The sequence below is a fragment of the Phenylobacterium sp. genome (assembly GCF_024508875.1).
Classification (GTDB): domain Bacteria; phylum Pseudomonadota; class Alphaproteobacteria; order Caulobacterales; family Caulobacteraceae; genus Phenylobacterium.
The window spans coordinates 1-17,862 of record NZ_JANINU010000335.1; the positions used below are offsets into that span (position 1 = coordinate 1).

The 17,862-nt window shown below is 69.9% G+C and carries 18 protein-coding genes and 1 pseudogene; 13 read left to right on the forward strand and 6 right to left on the reverse strand.

Translation table 11 applies throughout. The features are described from left to right. The 3 genes from Q0L11_RS22140 to Q0L11_RS22150 all read right to left on the reverse strand — a co-directional run. Positions 1–412, reverse strand: a 412-nt coding sequence (locus tag Q0L11_RS22140; protein ID WP_367183476.1) for a shikimate dehydrogenase, incomplete at its 3' end; no start/stop codon positions are given. Then, positions 409–999 carry a Maf family protein gene (locus tag Q0L11_RS22145; protein WP_296600192.1) on the reverse strand — a complete coding sequence of 197 codons (591 nt, stop codon included), beginning with the start codon at positions 997–999 and terminating at the stop codon, positions 409–411. The genes Q0L11_RS22145 and Q0L11_RS22140, both read right to left, overlap by 4 nt. Further along, entirely contained in the window at positions 996–1,850 is an 855-nt protein-coding gene (locus tag Q0L11_RS22150) for a pyruvate, water dikinase regulatory protein (protein WP_296600194.1), read from the reverse strand. The genes Q0L11_RS22145 and Q0L11_RS22150 overlap by 4 nt, the downstream gene beginning before the upstream one ends. A 509-nt stretch (positions 1,851–2,359) precedes the next feature. Here Q0L11_RS22150 and hemE point away from each other — a divergent pair. The 4 genes from hemE to rho all read left to right on the forward strand — a co-directional run bounded on the left by hemE (position 2,360) and on the right by rho (position 6,812). Then, entirely contained in the window at positions 2,360–3,412 is a 1,053-nt protein-coding gene (gene hemE / locus Q0L11_RS22155) for a uroporphyrinogen decarboxylase (RefSeq protein ID WP_296600195.1), read from the forward strand. Between the two features lie 134 nt (positions 3,413–3,546). Continuing rightward, entirely contained in the window at positions 3,547–4,575 is a 1,029-nt protein-coding gene (gene hemH, locus Q0L11_RS22160) for a ferrochelatase (protein WP_296600196.1), read from the forward strand. Continuing rightward, positions 4,572–5,033, forward strand: a complete 462-nt coding sequence (locus tag Q0L11_RS22165) for a CopD family protein (protein ID WP_296600197.1) — start codon at positions 4,572–4,574, stop codon at positions 5,031–5,033. The genes hemH and Q0L11_RS22165 overlap by 4 nt, the downstream gene beginning before the upstream one ends. A gap of 348 nt (positions 5,034–5,381) precedes the next feature. Continuing rightward, positions 5,382–6,812: a transcription termination factor Rho gene (gene rho / locus Q0L11_RS22170; RefSeq protein ID WP_296600198.1), complete on the forward strand. Its 1,431-nt coding sequence runs from the start codon at positions 5,382–5,384 to the stop codon at positions 6,810–6,812. A 333-nt stretch (positions 6,813–7,145) separates the two neighbouring features. On the opposite strand, the gene Q0L11_RS22175 is transcribed toward rho, so the two are convergent. After that, positions 7,146–8,114: a quinone oxidoreductase gene (locus Q0L11_RS22175; RefSeq protein WP_296600199.1), complete on the reverse strand. Its 969-nt coding sequence runs from the start codon at positions 8,112–8,114 to the stop codon at positions 7,146–7,148. Then, positions 8,114–8,809, reverse strand: coding sequence for a dienelactone hydrolase family protein (locus Q0L11_RS22180; protein WP_296600201.1), 696 nt, complete (start codon positions 8,807–8,809; stop codon positions 8,114–8,116). The genes Q0L11_RS22175 and Q0L11_RS22180 overlap by 1 nt, the downstream gene beginning before the upstream one ends. A 92-nt stretch (positions 8,810–8,901) precedes the next feature. Here Q0L11_RS22180 and Q0L11_RS22185 point away from each other — a divergent pair, with 92 nt between their 5' ends. From Q0L11_RS22185 to Q0L11_RS22210, 6 genes are all read left to right on the forward strand, one after another. Then, entirely contained in the window at positions 8,902–9,132 is a 231-nt protein-coding gene (locus Q0L11_RS22185; protein WP_296600202.1) for a DUF6489 family protein, read from the forward strand. Then, positions 9,129–10,466, forward strand: a complete 1,338-nt coding sequence (mnmE, locus tag Q0L11_RS22190; RefSeq protein ID WP_296600203.1) for a tRNA uridine-5-carboxymethylaminomethyl(34) synthesis GTPase MnmE — start codon at positions 9,129–9,131, stop codon at positions 10,464–10,466. The genes Q0L11_RS22185 and mnmE overlap by 4 nt, the downstream gene beginning before the upstream one ends. Positions 10,467–10,554: 88 nt before the next feature. Continuing rightward, complete coding sequence (gene mnmG, locus Q0L11_RS22195; RefSeq protein ID WP_296600205.1) at positions 10,555–12,402, forward strand: tRNA uridine-5-carboxymethylaminomethyl(34) synthesis enzyme MnmG; 1,848 nt, start codon at positions 10,555–10,557, stop codon at positions 12,400–12,402. A 143-nt stretch (positions 12,403–12,545) separates the two neighbouring features. Continuing rightward, positions 12,546–13,166 carry a 16S rRNA (guanine(527)-N(7))-methyltransferase RsmG gene (gene rsmG, locus Q0L11_RS22200; RefSeq protein ID WP_296600206.1) on the forward strand — a complete coding sequence of 207 codons (621 nt, stop codon included), beginning with the start codon at positions 12,546–12,548 and terminating at the stop codon, positions 13,164–13,166. After that, positions 13,150–13,974, forward strand: coding sequence for a ParA family protein (locus Q0L11_RS22205; protein WP_296600207.1), 825 nt, complete (start codon positions 13,150–13,152; stop codon positions 13,972–13,974). Before rsmG ends, Q0L11_RS22205 begins: the two co-directional genes overlap by 17 nt. 1 nt (position 13,975) lies before the next feature. Further along, on the forward strand, positions 13,976–14,845 hold the full coding sequence (locus tag Q0L11_RS22210; protein WP_296600208.1) for a ParB/RepB/Spo0J family partition protein: 870 nt from the start codon (positions 13,976–13,978) through the stop codon (positions 14,843–14,845). 22 nt (positions 14,846–14,867) lie between these two features. Here Q0L11_RS22210 and Q0L11_RS22215 read toward each other — a convergent pair whose 3' ends face one another. Beyond that, positions 14,868–15,062, reverse strand: a complete 195-nt coding sequence (locus tag Q0L11_RS22215) for a DUF1674 domain-containing protein (RefSeq protein WP_296600209.1) — start codon at positions 15,060–15,062, stop codon at positions 14,868–14,870. 53 nt (positions 15,063–15,115) lie between these two features. On the opposite strand from Q0L11_RS22215, the gene Q0L11_RS22220 reads away from it, so the two are divergent. The 3 genes and pseudogenes from Q0L11_RS22220 to Q0L11_RS22230 form a co-directional block, all read left to right on the forward strand. Beyond that, complete coding sequence (locus Q0L11_RS22220; protein WP_296600210.1) at positions 15,116–16,411, forward strand: transcription antitermination factor NusB; 1,296 nt, start codon at positions 15,116–15,118, stop codon at positions 16,409–16,411. 153 nt (positions 16,412–16,564) lie between these two features. Then, the gene (rpe, locus tag Q0L11_RS22225; protein ID WP_296600212.1) at positions 16,565–17,218 is read left to right on the forward strand and encodes a ribulose-phosphate 3-epimerase; all 654 of its coding nucleotides are present in this window, start codon (positions 16,565–16,567) and stop codon (positions 17,216–17,218) included. 30 nt (positions 17,219–17,248) lie between these two features. Continuing rightward, a pseudogene (locus Q0L11_RS22230) lies at positions 17,249–17,862 on the forward strand (heparinase); the annotation flags it as partial.

A 17,862-nucleotide genomic window follows, 5' to 3' on the forward strand; every position in this document is an offset into this window, starting at 1 on the left:
CGCCGCCGGCGCCCAGCACCGCCACCGGCCCGGCGGCCGGGTCGAACCCCGGCGCCTGGGCCTCGAACGCGCCCAGCAGGCCGACGCCGTCGGTGTTGTCGGCGCGGATCTTCCCGTCGGTGTCGAACACCAGGAGGTTCGCCGCCCCGGCCAGCCGCGCCCGTGCGCTGGCCTCGTCCGCCGCCGCCAGCGCAGCTTCCTTGTAGGGCACCGTCACATTGACCCCGCGGATCGCCCCGCCGCCCCGCTGGCCCTCCACGAAGGCGGCGAAACTGTCGGCGCTCGGCGCCAGGGCCACATAGACCCCGTCGATGCCGGCGGCCGCCAGCCACGCATTGTGCAGCACCGGCGAAAGGGAATGGACGATGGGCCGCCCCACCACGCCGGCCACGATGGTCCGCGCCGTGATCACGCCTTCAGCTCCCCGTGCCGCCGCAAGAGGTCCATCAGCCCCATCAGCGGCAGTCCCAGGATCGCGAAATAGTCCCCCTCGATGGCCGAGAAGAGCTGCGCGCCGGGTCCTTCCAGCCGGTAGCACCCGACCGAGCCCAGGGCGTGCGGGCCCTCGGTCGCCAGGTAGTCGTCCAGGAAGGCGTCCGAGAAGTCGCGCATCGTCAGGCTGGCGGTGACGATCTCGCGCCAGATCGGCGTCCCATCCTTCGCCACCACCACCGCCGAGTGCAGCCGGTGCGTCTTGCCGCGCAGGAGCTGGAGCCGCTCGCGGGCGGCCGCCAGGTCGGGCGCCTTGTCGTAGAGCCGCCCGTCCAGGTCCAGCGTCTGGTCCGAACCGATCACCAGGCCCGGCCGGCCCCGCGACACCCGGATCGCCTTCAGCTCGGCCAGCGCGTCCGCCACCTCGCGCGGGCCGTGACCCTCGGCCAGCAGGGAGGCCTTCGCCGCGTCCTCGTCCACCCCGGCGACGGTGGCCTCATAGGCCACGCCGGCGCCGTCCAGCACCGCGCGCCGCGCCGCGCTCTTCGAAGCCAGGACGATCGTCATCCCAGAACCTCGACCTGGCCGTGGCCGCGGGACAGCAGGTTCAGCACCGCGGCCGCCGTCTCCTCCACCGACCGGCGGGTGACGTCGATGGTTGGCCAGCCATGGCGTTCATAGAGCCGGCGCGCGGCGATGATCTCCTCGCGCACGGCGTCGGTGTCGATGTAGCTCGACTCCCGGTTTTCGTTCAGGCTGAGCAGGCGGTTGCGACGGATCTGGATCAGCCGGTCGGGCGAGATCAGCAGGCCGACGATCAGGGCGTTGTGGAGCTGGAACAGCTTCTCGGGTAGCGGCCGTCCCGGCACCAGCGGCACGTTCGCCGCCCGCACCCCCCGGTGCGCCAGGTAGATGCATGTCGGTGTCTTGCTGGTCCGCGAGACGCCCAGCAGCACTACGTCGGCCTGGTCCAGGTCCTGGCCGCCTTGGCCGTCGTCGTGCCCGATGGCGTAGTTCAGGGCGTCCATGCGGTTGAAATAGTCGTTGTCCAGCCGCAGGTGCGCGCCCACCCGGCTGGTGGTCGCCGCGCCCAGGTAGCGCTGCATCGCCGAGACCAGCGGGTCCAGCGCCGGCAGGCAGGGCATGTCCATCCGGCGGCAGCCTTCCTCCAGCGCCTCGCGCAGCTTTTCGTCGACGATGGTGTGCAGGACGATCCCTGGCGCTTCCTCGATGTCCCCCAGCGCCCGGTCCAACTGCCGCTGGGATCGCACCAGGGCATAGATGTGCTCGATCGGCAGGACGTTCTCGAACCGGGCGCACACGGCGCGCGCCATGGCGTTCAGGGTCTCGCCCGTGGAATCCGACACCAGGTGGACGTGGAAGTAGGTCGCGAGGCGCGGCGGCGGAGAGTTCGGCAAGGTCGCTCCGGAAAAAAGCCTGGGGACGGTTCTTGTGGATTCACTCTTAACGAAGCTGGACGGCGATGGGGAGAACTGGGCGCCGAAAGCCGCCGTCTGAACGGCGTGTGGGATCACGAGGATGAATCGGGCCGTTAACCATCTCTTAACCCCCAGGCCGCGCGGGCCGGGCGCCGTTTCCGGCCGAGCTGTCGACTCCGGTCGAAAACCGCGTCGGCGCCCGTCGTTCTCCCCCCAGGTCTTACTGAATCCTTAATTAACGTCAGGGGGCCTGGGCGCTTTCCCCGCAACTCACAGGCCTGTGGGCGCACGCAGCCAGCCTTGGGACGAACTGTGGGCGGCCGGTCAATTGTCAAAGGATCGTCAAGGTTTTCCACGCCGCTGACAGGCCCAACCTCTCCTTCCATCGCCTTCTCAAGACTCTTTCTTTTTTGAAGAGAGGAAGAGCAGGGCGGGGCGCCCAGGCTCACCCTTGAGCCTTGCGGGCGGTCAGGCTTTAAGTCGCCCTCATGACGACCGAGACGCCCCGCCTGCTCCGCGTGCTTGCCGGAGAGACCCTGGACCGCCCGCCGGTATGGTTCATGCGCCAGGCGGGCCGGTCGCTGCCCGAGTACCGGGAGCTGCGCAGCCGGGCGAAGGACTTCATCGCCTTCTGCTTCGACCCGGGGATGGCGGCCGAGGCGACCCTTCAGCCGATGCGCCGCTTTCCGATGGATGCCGCCATCGTCTTCGCCGACATCCTGCTGATCCCGCTCGCCCTTGGCCAGGACGTCTGGTTCGAGGCGGGCGAGGGGCCTCGGCTGGGCGAACTCCCGCCGATCGGTGCGCTGCAGGACGCCATCGACGGCTCGACGGCCAGGCTGGCGAATATCGGCGAGACGCTCTCCCGGGTTCGCACCGAGCTGGAGCCGGAGCGGGCGCTGATCGGGTTCGCCGGCGCGCCGTGGACGGTCGCGACCTACATGCTCGAAGGCCGCGGTTCGCAGCGAGAGGCCGCCCGCGCCTACGCCTACCGCCATCCGGAGGAACTCGACGCCTTGCTCGACGTGCTGGTCGAGGCCACCGCGCGCTACCTCGTCATGCAGGCGAAGTCGGGCGCCCAGGCGCTGAAGCTGTTCGAGAGCTGGGCCGACAACCTGGCCGAGGACGTCTTCGAGCGGATCGTGGTCGGTCCGCATCGCCGCATCGTGGAGAAAGTCCGCGCCGCCGGTGTCGAGACGCCCTTCATTGGCTTTCCACGCAGCGCCGGCGCCCTCGTGGAGCGCTATGCCGCCGAAGTGCCGGTCCAGGCGGTCGCCCTCGACACCCAGGCCAGCGCCGCGCTTGGCCGGAAGATCCAGGGGGGTGGAAAGGCGATCCAGGGCGCGCTCGACAACCTGCTGCTGCTCACCGGCGGGCCGGCGCTGGACGCCCGCGTCGAGACCCTGCTCGAACAGTGGGGGCAGGGGCCGTACATCTTCAACCTGGGCCACGGCGTCATGCCCGATACGCCCATCGACCACATCGCCCGCGTCGTCTCGCGGGTTACCGGCAAGCCCGTCCCCGCGATGGCCGCGCAATGAGGGGTACCGTGATGGCGACAGTTCCTCCCCCACCGGGGGAGGGGGACCGCGAAGTGGTGGAGGGGGTCCTCCACGACGTTCTGAGTGGACCCCCTCCGGCGCTGCGCGCCACCTCCCCCAAAGGGGAGGAATAGATGTCCCGTCTCGCCGTCGTCCTCTTCAACCTGGGCGGACCCGACAGCCTGAAGGCCGTCCGGCCGTTCCTGTTCAACCTGTTCCGCGACCCGGCGATCATCCAGTTGCCGGCGATCGCGCGTCTTCCGCTCGCCTGGCTGATCTCCACCACGCGCAGCAAGCCCGCCCAGGCGAACTACGCGCTGATGGGTGGCCGCTCGCCGCTGCTCCCCGAGACCCAGGCCCAGGCCCAGGCGCTCGAGGCCGAGCTGAAGGCCCGCGGCCATGACGCCCGCGTCTTCATCGCCATGCGCTACTGGAAGCCGTTCGCCGACGAGACGGCGAAGCAGGTGGCGGCCTTCGGGCCCGACGAGATCGTGCTGCTGCCCCTCTATCCGCAGTACTCGACGACCACGTCCGGCTCGTCGCTGAAGGATTGGGCGCGGGCCTACAAGGGTCCGGGCCGCACGCGCACGGTCTGCTGCTACCCGACGACGTCGGGGCTCGCGGAGGCGCACGCCGCGGAGATCCGCAAGGTCTGGGAAGCGGCCGGCAGCCCGACCAACATCCGCCTGTTGTTCTCCGCTCATGGCCTGCCGCAGCGCATCGTGGACGACGGCGATCCCTACCAGGCGCAGATCGAGGCGACGGCCGCGTCCATCGCCTATCACCTCCCCGAACTTGCCGACCGCCGGGTTTGTTATCAGAGCCGTGTGGGGCGGCTGGAATGGCTGGGTCCCTCCACCGACGACTGCATCCGGGAAGCCGCCGCGGAGGGGAAGGGCGTGCTGATCTCGCCCATCGCCTTCGTCTCCGAGCACGTGGAGACCCTGGTCGAGCTCGACCACGAATACGCCGAACTGGCCAAGTCGCTGGGAATGCCGGTCTATCTGCGGGCGCGGACGCCCGGCATCGAAGCGCCGTTCATCTCGGACCTGGCCGCGGCCGTCGTCGAGGCCCTGCCGCGGACGGGCGTCGCGCCGCACGGGCCCTGGATGTGCATGCTGGGGCTTGGCAAGTGCGCCTGCCATGAGGAGAAGGTGGCATGAACTGGTTCGACCTGCTCCGCGGCCTGCACATCATCGCCGTTATCGCCTGGATGGCGGGCATGATGTACCTGCCCCGGCTCTTCGCCTACCACACCGAGACCGCGCCGCCCGGAACCGAGTTCGACGCCCACTTCCTGGTCTGGGAGCGCAAGCTCCTGAAGATCATCATCAATCCGGCGATGAGCCTGGTCTGGATCCTGGGCGTCAGCCTGATCCTCTGGCACGTCTACGCGGCCAAGGAGGGCTGGGCGTTCCTCCTGCAGCCGTGGATGCTGGTGAAGCTTGCCGCGGTGATCTTCCTCTCCGGCTGGCACGGCTTCATGGCCGGGTCCTACAAGAAGTTCCTCGCGGGCCAGCGGCCCAAGTCCGCCAAGTTCTGGCGGGCCACCAACGAACTCCCCTTCCTGGCCGCCGCCGTCGCGGTCCTCGCCGTCACCCTTCAATTCGGCCAGCACTGACCTACATAGGAGTTGCTCCCCGCCGGGGGAGCTGTCGGCGAAGCCGACTGAGGGGGTCCTCAACGGCTGTGGAGGAGACCCCCTCCGCCGCCTCCCGCGACACCTCCCCAACGGGGGGGGGGGAATGACGGCCGACTTGACCCCGCGCGCCGGACATGGTTCCCCTCGATCTACGCGTCGGCCTCCGGCGCGCCCCGCCTTATCTCCGGCCGCGCGCGGATCGCGCCGACGACCGGCTCCCAGACGAACTGAAATCGACGCCCTGCCGATAGCAAGACGGGCGTCCACAGACTAACCCGCCCGCACTCGGATTCCGTCCGTGAGCGCGCGAACTCCAAAGTGAAATCAATGTCAGACGAAACCAACGACGTCCCCGAAACCGAAGCCGACACGCTGGCGGACACCCTGGAGCCGCAACTGGCCGAGGGCGAGGAGACCGGCGCCGAAGAGGCTGCCGGCGAGGACGAGCCCGACGAGCCGACCCAGGCCTCCAAGGCCATCGCGGCCATGGGCCTCACCCGCATGAGCCTGCAGGAGCTGAAGGACAAGTCGCCGGCCGACCTGCTGTCCTTCGCCGAGCAGCTCGAAATCGAATCCGCGAACTCCATGCGCAAGCAGGACATGATGTTCGCGATCCTGAAGGTGTTGGCCGACGAGGGCGTCGCCATCTCCGGCTCGGGCACCCTGGAAGTTGTGCAGGACGGCTTCGGCTTCCTGCGCTCGCCGGAAGCCAACTACCTGCCGGGCCCGGACGACATCTACGTCAGTCCCTCGCAGATCCGGAAGTTCGGCCTGCGCACCGGCGACACGGTCGACGGCGAGGTCCGCGCCCCGCGCGAGGGCGAGCGCTACTTCGCCCTCGTGAAGGTGGACCTCACCAATTTCGAGAGCCCCGAGAACGTCCGGCACAAGGTGCTGTTCGACAACCTCACCCCGCTATACCCCGACCAGCGCCTGAAGATGGAGATCGACGATCCCACCCTGAAGGACCGCTCGGGCCGGGTCATCGACATCGTCGCGCCGCTCGGCAAGGGCCAGCGCTGCCTGATCACCGCCCCGCCGCGCGTCGGCAAGACGGTGATGCTGCAGAACATCGCCAAGTCGATCGAGACCAACCACCCCGAGTGCTACCTCATCGTCCTCCTGATCGACGAGCGCCCGGAAGAAGTGACGGACATGCAGCGTACGGTGAAGGGCGAGGTCATCTCCTCCACCTTCGACGAGCCGGCGACCCGTCACGTCCAGGTGGCGGAGATGGTGATCGAAAAGGCCAAGCGCCTGGTCGAGCACAAGCGCGACGTCGTGATCCTGCTGGACTCGGTCACCCGCCTCGGCCGCGCCTACAACACCGTCGTCCCGTCGTCGGGCAAGGTGCTGACCGGTGGTGTCGACGCCAACGCCCTGCAGCGCCCGAAGCGCTTCTTCGGCGCCGCGCGGAACATCGAGGAGGGCGGCTCGCTGACGATCATCGCCACGGCCCTGATCGACACCGGCTCGCGGATGGACGAAGTCATCTTCGAAGAGTTCAAGGGCACCGGTAACTCGGAAATCGTCCTGGACCGCAAGGTCGCGGACAAGCGCATCTATCCGGCCATCGACGTGCTGAAGTCCGGCACCCGGAAGGAAGAGCTGATCACCGAGAAGACCAACCTGCAGAAGACGTACATCCTGCGCCGCATCCTGAACCCGATGGGCGCCCAGGACGCGATCGAGTTCCTGCTCGACAAGCTGCGCCAATCCAAGAACAACGACGACTTCTTCCAGTCGATGAACACCTGACCGACCGGTCAGGCGTCGCGAACGAAATCGGGGCTCCGAGCGATCGGAGCCCCTCTTTCATGGCCGGAAAAGCTCAATCAAATCAAAGGCCGGAAAACGAAATTGGCCGTATGGCGAATTAAGCCGCCACGGCCGTGTGGTTGTCCGGTTCCCTGCGCGAGAGAGGGGCCTCTCCAGCCGGGCTGACCGCCCGGTAGCGCCGCCGGCCATACCGGTATTACGAGCTTCACTGTTTCACGTGAAACATCCCGCGGCCCGGGTTCCTCCCCCGTCGGGGGAGGGGGACCACGAAGTGGTGGAGGGGGTCTTCACCGACTCCCAACTACGGCCGGGTCACGGGATCAGCAGGCTCGCACCCACGGTCTCCCGACCCTCCAGCGCCTCGTGCGCCCGCCGCGCCTGGTCGAGCCCGAACGTCTGCCCGATCTCGATCTTCACCTTGCCCGACCGCACCGCCTCGAACAGGGCGGCGGCCGAAGCCTCCAGCTCCTCGGTCGTGACGATGTAGTCGAACAGGGTCGGCCGCGTCAGGTACAGCGACCCGCCCTGCGCCAGCCGCGCCGGCGCGAACGGCGGGACCGGACCCGAGGCATTGCCGAAGCTGACGAACAACCCCCGCCGCGCCAAACTGCCCAGCGTCCCCTCGAACGTGTCCTTGCCCACCGAGTCGTAGGCCACCGGGACGCCCTTGCCGCCGGTGATCCGCCGCACCTCGGCCGCTACGTCCTGCTCGCGGTAGAGGATCACATGGTCCGCCCCCAGCTCGCGGGCCTTCGCCGCCTTGGCCTCGGACCCGACCGTGGCGATGACCGTCGCGCCGATCGCCTTGAGCCACTGCGTCATGATCTGGCCGACGCCGCCGACCGCCGCGTGGACCAGCACCGTCTCCCCGGCCTTGACCGGATAGGTCCGCCGGATGAACGCCTCGGTGGTCATGCCCTTGAGCAGGATGGCCGCCGCCGTCCGGGCGTCGATGTCGTCCGGCAGCTTCACCAGCCGGTCCGCCGCCACGACGTTGGCCTCGGCGTAGGCTCCGAACCCGCCGGAGTAGGCCACCCGGTCACCCACCTTCACGCGTGTGACACCCTCGCCGACCGCGTCCACGACCCCCGCCGCCTCACCGCCGGGGATGCAGGGCAGCTTCACCGGGTACAGCCCGGTCCGGTGGTAGGTGTCGATGAAGTTGATCCCGACCGCCTCGTGCCGCACTCGCGCTTGGCCGGGCTTCGGCTCCGGCAGGTCGACGTCGACCAGCTCCAGGACCTCCGGCCCGCCGGTCTTCTCGAAACGGACCGCGCGCATCAGCCGATCGTCCGCTGGAAGAACTGCAGGGTGCGGCCGCCCGCCAGCTTCGCATCGCCGTCGTGGTAGTGCTCGCCGCCTTCGCGGGCGAACGCGTGGTCGCGGCCGGGATAGGTGTGGATCTCGATCTGCGGATGATCCTTCAGCGCCGCCACGATCACGGCCTGCGCCTCCTTGGGCACGAACTGGTCCTCCTCGGCGATGTGCAGCATCAGCGGCCGGGTCAGCTTCTCGGCCTCCGCCACCCGGTTCTCCAGCCCCACGCCGTAGTACGAGACCGCGGCGTCGACGTCGGTGCGGGTCGCCGTCAGGAAGGCGAGTTGCCCGCCCAGACAGAAGCCGACCGCGCCCACCTTGCCGTTGCAGCCGGCGTCGGTGCGGACGGCTTTGATGGTGGCCTGGATGTCCTTCACCCCGGCGTCGACGTCGAACGCGTTGAACAGCTCGAACGCCCTCTTCCACTCGGCCTCGGACTTGTCGGTGATGTCGATGCCGGGCTCGATGCGCCAGAACAGGTCGGGGCAGATGGCCAGGTAGCCCTGCGCTGCCAGGCCGTCGGTGATGTCGCGCATCACCTGGTTCACGCCGAAGATCTCCTGGATGACCACGACGGCCGGCGCCTTGTCGGCCTTCGGGCGCGCCACATAGGCCGAGAACTCGCCGTCCGGCGTCTTGATGCTGATGCGTTCGCCCATCGTCCGTCCTCTGATCTGGAAACTGCAGCCCTACTAGCGCACAAGCGCGGCTCAAGCCCATATGGTGGCGAGCTTAGAGAGGGCCAGACGTCATGAAGATGACCATCGAGGTGGACTGTTCGCCGGAAGAAGCCCGCCGCTTCCTGGGTCTGCCGGATGTGAGTGCGCTGAACGAGCATCTCGTCACCGAGATGAGCAAGCGGATCGACGCAAACATCAACATGCTCAATCCCGAGGAGTTCATGAAGAACTGGATGAGCTTCGGGACGGGCGCCCAGGAGCAGTTCCGCAAGTTCATGGAAGCCGCCACGACGCGGAAATGACGGACACCATCTACGCGCCGGCCACGGCCGCGGGCCGGGCGGCCGTCGCGGTGGTGCGGCTGTCGGGGCCAGGGACAAGGGACGCTGTCCGCGCGCTGACCGGCGCGGCGCCGCGCGCGCGGCACGCCAGCCTCCGGACCCTGCGGGGCGGCGACGGGCGGGAGATCGACCAGGCGCTGGTACTCGTGTTCGATGGACCCGCCAGCTACACGGGCGAGGACGCCGCGGAGTTTCACGTGCACGGCGGGACGGCGGTGGTTTCGGCTGTTGTCGAGGCTCTCCACGGCCTGGGTCTGCGGCTCGCCGAGCCGGGTGAGTTCACGCGGCGGGCGTTCGAGAACGGCAAGCTGGACTTGGCCCAGGCCGAGGGCGTCGCGGACCTGATCGACGCCGAGACTGAGGCCCAGCGCCGCCAGGCGCTGGAGCAACTGGGCGGGCGGCTGTCGGACGTGCAGGCGCGCTGGTCCGAGGCGCTGCTCGAAGCCCTGGCCATGCTGGAGGCTGCAGTCGACTTCGCCGACGAGGAGGTGCCGCAGGATGTGGCGGCGCGGGCGCGGCCGGTGCTGGAGCGGTTGGTGACTGAGCTAGAGGGGGCGGCCGCCGACGCCGAACGCGGCGAGCGGGTCCGCGAGGGTTATCGGATCGCCCTGATCGGCGCCCCGAACGCCGGCAAGAGCACGCTGCTCAACGCGCTGGCCGGGCGCGACGCGGCCATCGTCACGGCGACGCCGGGCACGACGCGCGACATCATCGAGGCGCCGATGGTGCTGGCCGGGTATAAAGCGCTTCTGGCCGACACCGCGGGCCTGCGCGAGACGGGCGATGAGATCGAGGCCGAGGGCGTACGCCGGGCGCGCGCCTGGGCGGCGGCGGCGGACCTGCGGCTGTGGCTGGTGGATGGCTCGGGCGAGGAGGTTGCTTCGGTCCCGATGGAGCTTCGTCCCGGCGACGTCTGTCTGATCACGAAGCGCGACAAGCCGGTGGGGCCAGCGGGCGCCTGGGCGGCGGGGCAGGCGAAGCGGCTGGGCCTGTCGACGGCCGAGATCACCGCAAAGGGGCCGAGCGACCTCGCCTGGATCCGCTCGGTCCTGGAGGAGCGCATCGTCACGGCCCTGGCGGGCGCGGAGTCGCCGACCGCGACGCGACTGCGGCACCAGGAACTGCTGAGCGAGGCGGCCGACCGCTTGCGCCACGCCCTGGCGCAGGACGAACACCTGGAACTCGCGGCCGAGGATGTCCGGCTAGCCGCGCGGGCGCTGGACCGCGTCACCGGCCGCATCGACCCCGAACTGGTCCTCGGACGCATCTTCTCGACCTTCTGCATCGGGAAGTGATCTCTCTCCGTCCCGATGAAGGGAAGGGAAAGGAACCGCACTTGTTTCACGTGAAACGCGGGCGGGTTTCGCCTATATCCCCGCGACCATGACCTGGGATGTGATCGTGATCGGCGGCGGACACGCCGGCTGCGAGGCGGCGGCCGCCTCGGCGCGCTTTGGCGCGCGGACGCTGTTGCTCACCCACAAGCTCGAGACCATCGGCGAGATGAGCTGCAACCCGGCCATCGGCGGCCTGGGGAAGGGGCACTTGGTCCGCGAGATCGACGCCCTGGACGGCGTCATGGGCCGGCTCGCCGACGTGGCCGGCATCCAGTTCCGGATGCTCAACCGGTCGAAGGGCGCAGCCGTGCGCGGCCCGCGCAGCCAGATCGACCGGAAGCTCTATCGCGAGGCGATGCAGGCCGAGCTGGCCGCGACGCCGAACCTGGAGATCCGCGCCGAGGCGGTCGAGGACCTCATCCTCGCGGGCGGTGTCGTCGCCGGCGCCATCGGGGCGAGCGGGACCGAGTATCGGGCCGGGCGGGTCGTGCTGACCACCGGCACCTTCTTGAAGGGTATGATCCATCAGGGGGAGCAGCGCATCCCCGCGGGCCGGGTCGGCGACGCCCCCGCCATCGGTCTGTCGGACCGCCTCTACGCCTCGGGCCTGAAGATGGGCCGCCTGAAGACGGGGACGCCAGCGCGCCTAGATGGCTCGACCATCGCCTGGGATCGGCTGGAGATGCAGGACGCGGACCCGGAGCCCATCCCGTTCTCGTTCTTGACGGCCTCCATCACCACCCCGCAGGTCCAGTGCGGTATCACCTATACGACGGAAGAAACCCACCGGATCATCGCGGAGCGGCTGGCCGAGAGCGCTGTCTACGGCGGCCGGGTGTCGGGCAGGGGCCCGCGCTACTGCCCGTCGATCGAGGACAAGGTGGTCCGGTTCGCCGACAAGACCAGCCACCAGATCTTCCTGGAGCCCGAAGGCCTGGACGACACGACCGTCTATCCGAACGGCATCTCGACGTCGGTCTCCGCCGACACACAGGACCTGTTCCTCCGCACCATCCCCGGCCTGGAGCAGGTGGTGGTAAAGCGGCACGGCTACGCCATCGAGTACGACTACGTCGATCCGCGTGAGCTGTTCCCGACGCTGGAGGTCAAGCGGCTGCCGGCCCTCTACCTCGCCGGTCAGATCAACGGCACGACCGGCTACGAGGAGGCGGGCGCGCAAGGCTTGGTCGCCGGCCTGAACGCCGCCCGCGCCGCGTCGGGCGCGGAGCCGGCCCAGTTCGCGCGGGACGAGGCCTACATCGGCGTGCTGATCGACGACCTGGTCACCCGGGGGGTCACCGAGCCCTATCGGATGTTCACCAGCCGGGCCGAATTCCGCCTGACGCTGCGGGCCGACAACGCGGACCAGCGGCTGACCGGGAAGGGGATCGACCTGGGGGTCGTCGGGTCGCGGCGGACCGAGGCGTTTCACGTGAAACAGGCCGAGCTCGCCCACGCCCGCGCCCAAGCCGCCGAATTGACCCTCACGCCCGCCGCCGCCGCCAAGGCCGGCCTGCCGGTGAAAGCCGACGGGCAGCGGCGGAATGTCGTGGAGCTACTGGCCTATCCCACTATCGGCTTCGACGATCTGGCCCGGATCTGGCCTCAGATCGGCGCCTGGAGCGCGGCGGCCCGCGAGCAGATCGAGATCGACGCGTCGTACGCCGGCTATCTCGATCGCCAGGCCGCCGACGCCGAGGCCTTCCGCAAGGACGAGAACCTCCGCCTCCCGGCGGAGCTGGACTACGGGGCCATCGGCGGCCTTTCAAACGAGGTGCGGGAGAAGCTTGCCGCCGTGCGGCCGCTGACCCTGGGCCAGGCCGCCCGGATCGAGGGCGTCACACCGGGCGCGCTGACCGCGCTGCTCGCCCACGTCCGACGCGACGCGGCGTGATGGGCTCTCAGAATCCCGTTCCTCCCCCGCCGGGGGAGGGGGACCACCTGCAAGATGATGGAGGGGGTCCGTCACTGCCGGTGGGGATTACCCCCTCCACCCCTTCGGGGTCCCCCTCGCCCGATGGGGGAGGAGCGAAGGTCATGGACGCAGCGATCTTCGCCAGGAAAGCCAAGGCGACGCCACAGCAGATCGCCGACCTCACGCGCTTCCTGGAGATGCTGGCCGCCGGCAACGAGGTGATGAACCTCGTGGGCCCCGCGACGATCCCTGACTTCTGGAACCGCCACGCCTGGGACTCGGCCCAGCTCTTCCGCTTGGCGCCCGACGCCCTGACCTGGGCGGACCTCGGCGCGGGGGCAGGCTTCCCGGGGCTGGTGCTGGCGATCCTGGGCAAGGGACGCGAGGGCTTCCACGTCCACCTCGTGGAGAGCATGGCCAAGCGGTGCCGGTTCCTCTCGCAGGTGGTGGCCGAGCTGGACCTTCCGGCGACGGTCCACAACGAAAGGGCGGAAAACCTCTCGCTGGCTGTGGACATCGTCACCGCGCGCGCTTGCGCCCCGCTTCACAGACTGTTGGGGTATGCCCGGCCATACTTCCAGGCAGGGGCGCAGGGCTTGTTCCTCAAGGGGCAAGATGTGGTAGCGGACATGTCCGAGGCCGCAAGATATTGGGAATACGAGGCGGATGTCGTACCGTCGCTGAGTGACGAGAGAGGCCGTATCGTGCGTGTGAGGAGACTGGGCCGTGCCCGCAAGGTCTGACCGGGGACTACGCGTGCTGGTCGTCGCCAACCAGAAGGGCGGCGTCGGCAAGACCACCACGGCCATCAATCTCGGCACGGCGCTGGCCGCTGTGGGCGAGAAGGTGCTGCTGATCGACTCCGATCCGCAGGGCAACGCCTCCACCGGCCTCGGCGTCGGCCGCGCACTGCGCAAGAAGACGCTGTACGACGTGCTGATGGGCGAACAGGAGCTGCTCGACGCCGTGGTGAAGACGTCGGTGCCGGGCCTGGACCTGGTGCCGGCGGACCCCGACCTGTCCGGCGTGGAATTGGAGCTGGGCCAGCAGTCCCGCCGCTCCTTCAAGCTACGCGACGCGATCGCGCCGGCCCGGGCGGCGGGCGCCTACACCTACATCCTCATCGACTGCCCGCCCTCGCTGAACCTGCTGACCGTCAACGCCATGGCCGCGGCCGACGCCGTGCTGGTGCCGCTGCAGTGCGAGTTCTTCGCGCTCGAAGGCCTGACCCAGCTCATGCGCACCATCGACCTGGTGCGCGGCAGCCTGAACCCGGCGCTGGAGCTGCAGGGCGTGGTGCTGACGATGTACGATCGGCGCAACTCGCTGTCGGAGCAGGTGGCCAGCGACGTGCGCGGCCACTTCGGCGAGGCGGTCTATCAGACGGTGATCCCCCGGAACGTCCGCGTCTCCGAGGCCCCGTCCTTCGGCAAGCCGGCGCTGGTCTACGACCTGCGTTGCGCCGGCAGCCAGGCGTATCTGAAGCTCGCGCGCGAAGTGGTCCTGCGGGAACGCAAGCGCCGCGCGAGCCAGCAAATGGAACTGAGTTGAGATGGCGGAGAACCGCAGGGGACTGGGGCGCGGACTGTCGGCCCTGCTGGGCGAGGCCGAGGAGATCGCGCATGCGGCAGATCCCGCGACGGGCGTGCGGGAAATCCCGATCGAGCTGATCCACCGCAATCCGGAACAGCCGCGGCAGGTGTTCGACGAGAACGACCTAGCCGAGCTGGAGGCATCGATCCGCGACAAAGGGGTGCTGCAGCCGATCCTGGTGCGGCCGTCGCGTCAGAAGCCGGGTGAGTTCGAGATCGTCGCGGGCGAGCGCCGCTGGCGCGCGGCGCAGCGGGCCGGCCTCGTGGCGATCCCGGCGCTGGTGCGCGAGCTGGGCGACAACGAGGCGTTCGAGATCGCGATCATCGAGAACATCCAGCGCGCCAACCTGAACCCCATCGAAGAGGCCCGGGCCTATAGCGCGCTGATGGGCCGCCTGGGCGTCACGCAGGAAGAGGCGGCCAAGCGGGTCGGCAAGTCGCGCAGCCACGTGGCCAACACCATGCGGCTCAGCGCCCTGCCCGAAAAGGTCCAGGACCATCTGGTGGCGGGCCGCCTGACGGCCGGCCATGCGCGGGCGTTGCTGAGCGTCGCAGATGCCGAGGCCCTGGCCGACCGCATCGTCGCCGATGGCCTGACGGTGCGCGACGTGGAGGCCCTGGCGCGCGAAAAGGGGGCCGCGCCGAAGAAGTCGTCCGGCCCGCGCAAGCCGGCCAAGGACGCCGACACCGCCTCGCTGGAGGTGGACCTGGAAGACGCCCTCGGCATGAGCGTCGACATCACCGACCGCGACGGCGCGGGCGAGGTGAAGATCAAGTACGCGTCGCTGGAGCAGCTCGACGAGATCTGCCGGCGCCTGATGCGGCGGTGACCGGAGCCGTAGGCTCGGCTACCTAGAAGTCGACGGCGATGCCCTTGCGCTCCCAGTCGCCGAAGCGTGTGGGTTCGGGGCCCTTGGGGCCGCCCTCCTCGTAGGCGCGAACGGCCTCCTGTTCGGCGGCTTGGCGGGCGGCGGCCTCTTCCAGAGCGCGGCGAGCGGCGGGGGTGAGCTCCTTGTCCGGAGCGGCGTTGGGGGGGAGATCGGCCATGTCCCTGATCTAATCCCTTGCGCCCGCGCGCCCAAGAGGGCACGCCGCGCGCCGTGACTTCGACCGAAAATTCCGACGACATCCGTGGCCTGCCGGCGCGCGCCGCCGCCCTCGACCTGCTTTCTGCCGCCCTCTCACGCCGGGCGGGGCTGGACGAGGGGCTGAGCCATCCCGCCCTGGCGGCCCTGGAGCCGCGCGACCGCGCCTTCGCCCGGGCGCTGGCCATGGCCACCCTGCGCTGGCTGGGGCCCATCGACGCCGCCCTGCATGCCCGGCTGAAGAAGCCGCCGCCCGAGCGGATCGTCAACGTGTTGCGGCTGGGCGCGGCCCAGCTCCTGGTGCTGAAGACCCCGGCCCACGCGGCGGTCGGCGCGACGGTGGACCTGGCGGCGGCCCAGAAGGGCGGGCAGGCGTTCAAGGGCCTGGTCAACGCCGTGCTGCGCGGCTTCACGCGCGAGCCGCCCGACCTGAACGATCCCGGCCTGATGGCTCCCACCTGGCTCGCCATGCGCTGGCGCTCGGCCTATGGCGCCGAGGCAGCCGACGCCATCGCGGCGCTGATCGGCGAGGAGCCGGCCACCGACGTGACGCCGCAGGACGGCGCGGACGCCGAGGCCCTGGCGGTGGACCTGGAGGGCTCGGTGCTGCCGGGCCGCTCGGTGCGCTCGGGCCTGAAGGGCGAGGTTTCGGGCTGGCCCGGGTTCGACGACGGCCGGTGGTGGGTGCAGGACGCCTCGGCGGCGATCCCGGCTCGGTTGGCCCGCGTCGGCGCGGGTCGGACGGCGCTGGACATGTGCGCGGCGCCGGGCGGCAAGACGCTGCAGCTCGCCGCCGCGGGCGCGAAGGTGACCGCCGTCGACCGCTCGGCCGGCCGCATCAAGCGGGTCAGCGAGAACCTTGCGCGCACCGGCCTGGGCGCCGAGGTGGTGATCGCCGACGCCGGCGAGTGGAAGGACGAACGGACCTTCGACGCCGTGCTGCTGGACGCGCCGTGCTCGGCGACGGGCACGTTCCGCCGCCACCCCGACCTCCTCTGGGTGGCGAGCCCCGCCGAGATCCCGAAACTGGCTCAGGTTCAGGCGAAGCTGCTGGACTCTGCGGCGAAGCGGACCGCGCCCGGCGGCCGGCTGGTCTATTGCGTCTGCTCGCTGGAGTGGGAGGAGGGCGAGGGCCAGATGGACGCCTTCCTGGCGCGCCATAAGGACTTCGCCCTGGAGCCGATGGCGCCCGGCGAGGGCGGCGCGCCGGAGGCCAGCCTGCGCCCGGATGGAACGCTGCGGATCCTGCCGAACCACGTCGAGGGCGGAACGGACGGCTTCTACGTGGCGCGGCTGCGGAAGGGCGCCTGAATACCTCCTTCCTCTCCCCACCAACGGTGGGAAGGGAATGGGAGGGTGACCAGGCGCGGCCGTATGTGCGCAACGCCAAGAACCCCCAGGCGTTGAAGGCGCTCACCGAGACGCGCGATTGGCAGTGAGGGCCGCATCAGGCTAAGCGGTAGCATGGCCACGATCATCGCCCCTTCGATCCTTGCGTCCGACTTCGCGCGCCTGGGCGAGGAGGTGGCGGCCATCGAGGCTGCCGGCGCCGACTGGGTGCACGTGGACGTCATGGACGGCCACTTCGTGCCGAACATCACCATCGGGCCCGACGTGGTGAAGGCGCTGCGCCCGCACGCCAAGATCCCGTTCGACGTGCACCTGATGATCGCGCCGGCCGACCCCTACATCGAGGCGTTCGTGAACGCCGGGGCCGACTACGTCAGCGTCCACCCGGAAGCCGGGCCGCACCTGAACCGCACGCTGAAGCAGATCCGCAAGCTGGGCGCCAAGGCCGGCGTGGTGTTCAACCCATCGACCGACCCCTCGGTGATCCAGTGGATGATGGACGAGGTGGACCTGATCCTCGTCATGTCGATCAATCCGGGCTTCGGCGGCCAGACCTTCATGCACTCGCAGCTCCGCAAGATCGAGGCGCTGCGCAAGATGATCGACGCCGAGGGCCGGGACATCCCGCTCGAGGTGGACGGCGGGGTGACGCCCGAGACGGCGCCCCTGTGTATCGCCGCCGGCGCCACCGCGCTGGTGGCCGGAACGGCCGTGTTCCGCGGCGGGGCGGAGCGTTACGCCGCCAACATCGCCGCCCTCCGGGGCTGAGGCCGCTTGGCCGGGGTTCGCGCGCCAGCCTTGCCCGGACGCCACGTGGCGCGGGCGCTGGCCGTCGGCGCTGGCCGCATGCTGGCGGAAGAATGGCGCAGCGCGCCGCTGACCCGGTGGCTCGCCGCCTATCCGCGTCCGAACGGCTTCGGCTGGCAACCGCGGGACTTCCGCCCATCGGATCCCGAGTTGGGCCGCGCCATCCTGGCCGGGGGCTTCGTGCTGGGGGGCGCGACCCTCGCCGTCGGCGTGCGCGGCGACCCGTGGGACCGGCCCAGCCCAACGCGCGCCTTCGCCGAGGCGTTGCATCGGTTCGACTGGTTGCCGAGCCTGATCGCCGCCGGGCCCGACGGCGCGGCCGAGGCGCTGCGGCTGGTGCTGGACTGGCGGCGGGTGTTCGGCAAGTGGAACGCCTTCTCTTGGGCGCCGGAGATCATGGCGCGCCGGGTATTCAACCTCGCCTGCGCCGGGCCGCTCCTGGCCGCGCGGGCGTCCGAGGCGGAGACCGCAAACATCGCCGTCGACCTGACGCGGCAGGCGCGCGACCTGCTGGGGCCGGGCAATGTGGCGAGCGCCGCCGAGCGGGCCGTGTGCGCGGCGGTGGCGGGCGCATCCGTGCGCGGGCCGGCGGGCCGGCGGCTGCT

What these genes read in the sequence shown, in the direction of transcription:
- Q0L11_RS22145 (WP_296600192.1), bottom strand. Translation starts at nt 999, where the DNA reads ATGACGATCGTCCTGGCTTCGAAGAGCGCGGCGCGGCGCGCGGTGCTG.
- hemE (WP_296600195.1), top strand. Translation starts at nt 2,360, where the DNA reads ATGACGACCGAGACGCCCCGCCTGCTCCGCGTGCTTGCCGGAGAGACC.
- hemH (WP_296600196.1), top strand. Translation starts at nt 3,547, where the DNA reads ATGTCCCGTCTCGCCGTCGTCCTCTTCAACCTGGGCGGACCCGACAGC.
- Q0L11_RS22165 (WP_296600197.1), top strand. Translation starts at nt 4,572, where the DNA reads ATGAACTGGTTCGACCTGCTCCGCGGCCTGCACATCATCGCCGTTATC.
- rho (WP_296600198.1), top strand. Translation starts at nt 5,382, where the DNA reads ATGTCAGACGAAACCAACGACGTCCCCGAAACCGAAGCCGACACGCTG.
- Q0L11_RS22175 (WP_296600199.1), bottom strand. Translation starts at nt 8,114, where the DNA reads ATGCGCGCGGTCCGTTTCGAGAAGACCGGCGGGCCGGAGGTCCTGGAG.
- Q0L11_RS22180 (WP_296600201.1), bottom strand. Translation starts at nt 8,809, where the DNA reads ATGGGCGAACGCATCAGCATCAAGACGCCGGACGGCGAGTTCTCGGCC.
- Q0L11_RS22185 (WP_296600202.1), top strand. Translation starts at nt 8,902, where the DNA reads ATGAAGATGACCATCGAGGTGGACTGTTCGCCGGAAGAAGCCCGCCGC.
- mnmE (WP_296600203.1), top strand. Translation starts at nt 9,129, where the DNA reads ATGACGGACACCATCTACGCGCCGGCCACGGCCGCGGGCCGGGCGGCC.
- mnmG (WP_296600205.1), top strand. Translation starts at nt 10,555, where the DNA reads ATGACCTGGGATGTGATCGTGATCGGCGGCGGACACGCCGGCTGCGAG.
- rsmG (WP_296600206.1), top strand. Translation starts at nt 12,546, where the DNA reads ATGGACGCAGCGATCTTCGCCAGGAAAGCCAAGGCGACGCCACAGCAG.
- Q0L11_RS22210 (WP_296600208.1), top strand. Translation starts at nt 13,976, where the DNA reads ATGGCGGAGAACCGCAGGGGACTGGGGCGCGGACTGTCGGCCCTGCTG.
- Q0L11_RS22215 (WP_296600209.1), bottom strand. Translation starts at nt 15,062, where the DNA reads ATGGCCGATCTCCCCCCCAACGCCGCTCCGGACAAGGAGCTCACCCCC.
- rpe (WP_296600212.1), top strand. Translation starts at nt 16,565, where the DNA reads ATGGCCACGATCATCGCCCCTTCGATCCTTGCGTCCGACTTCGCGCGC.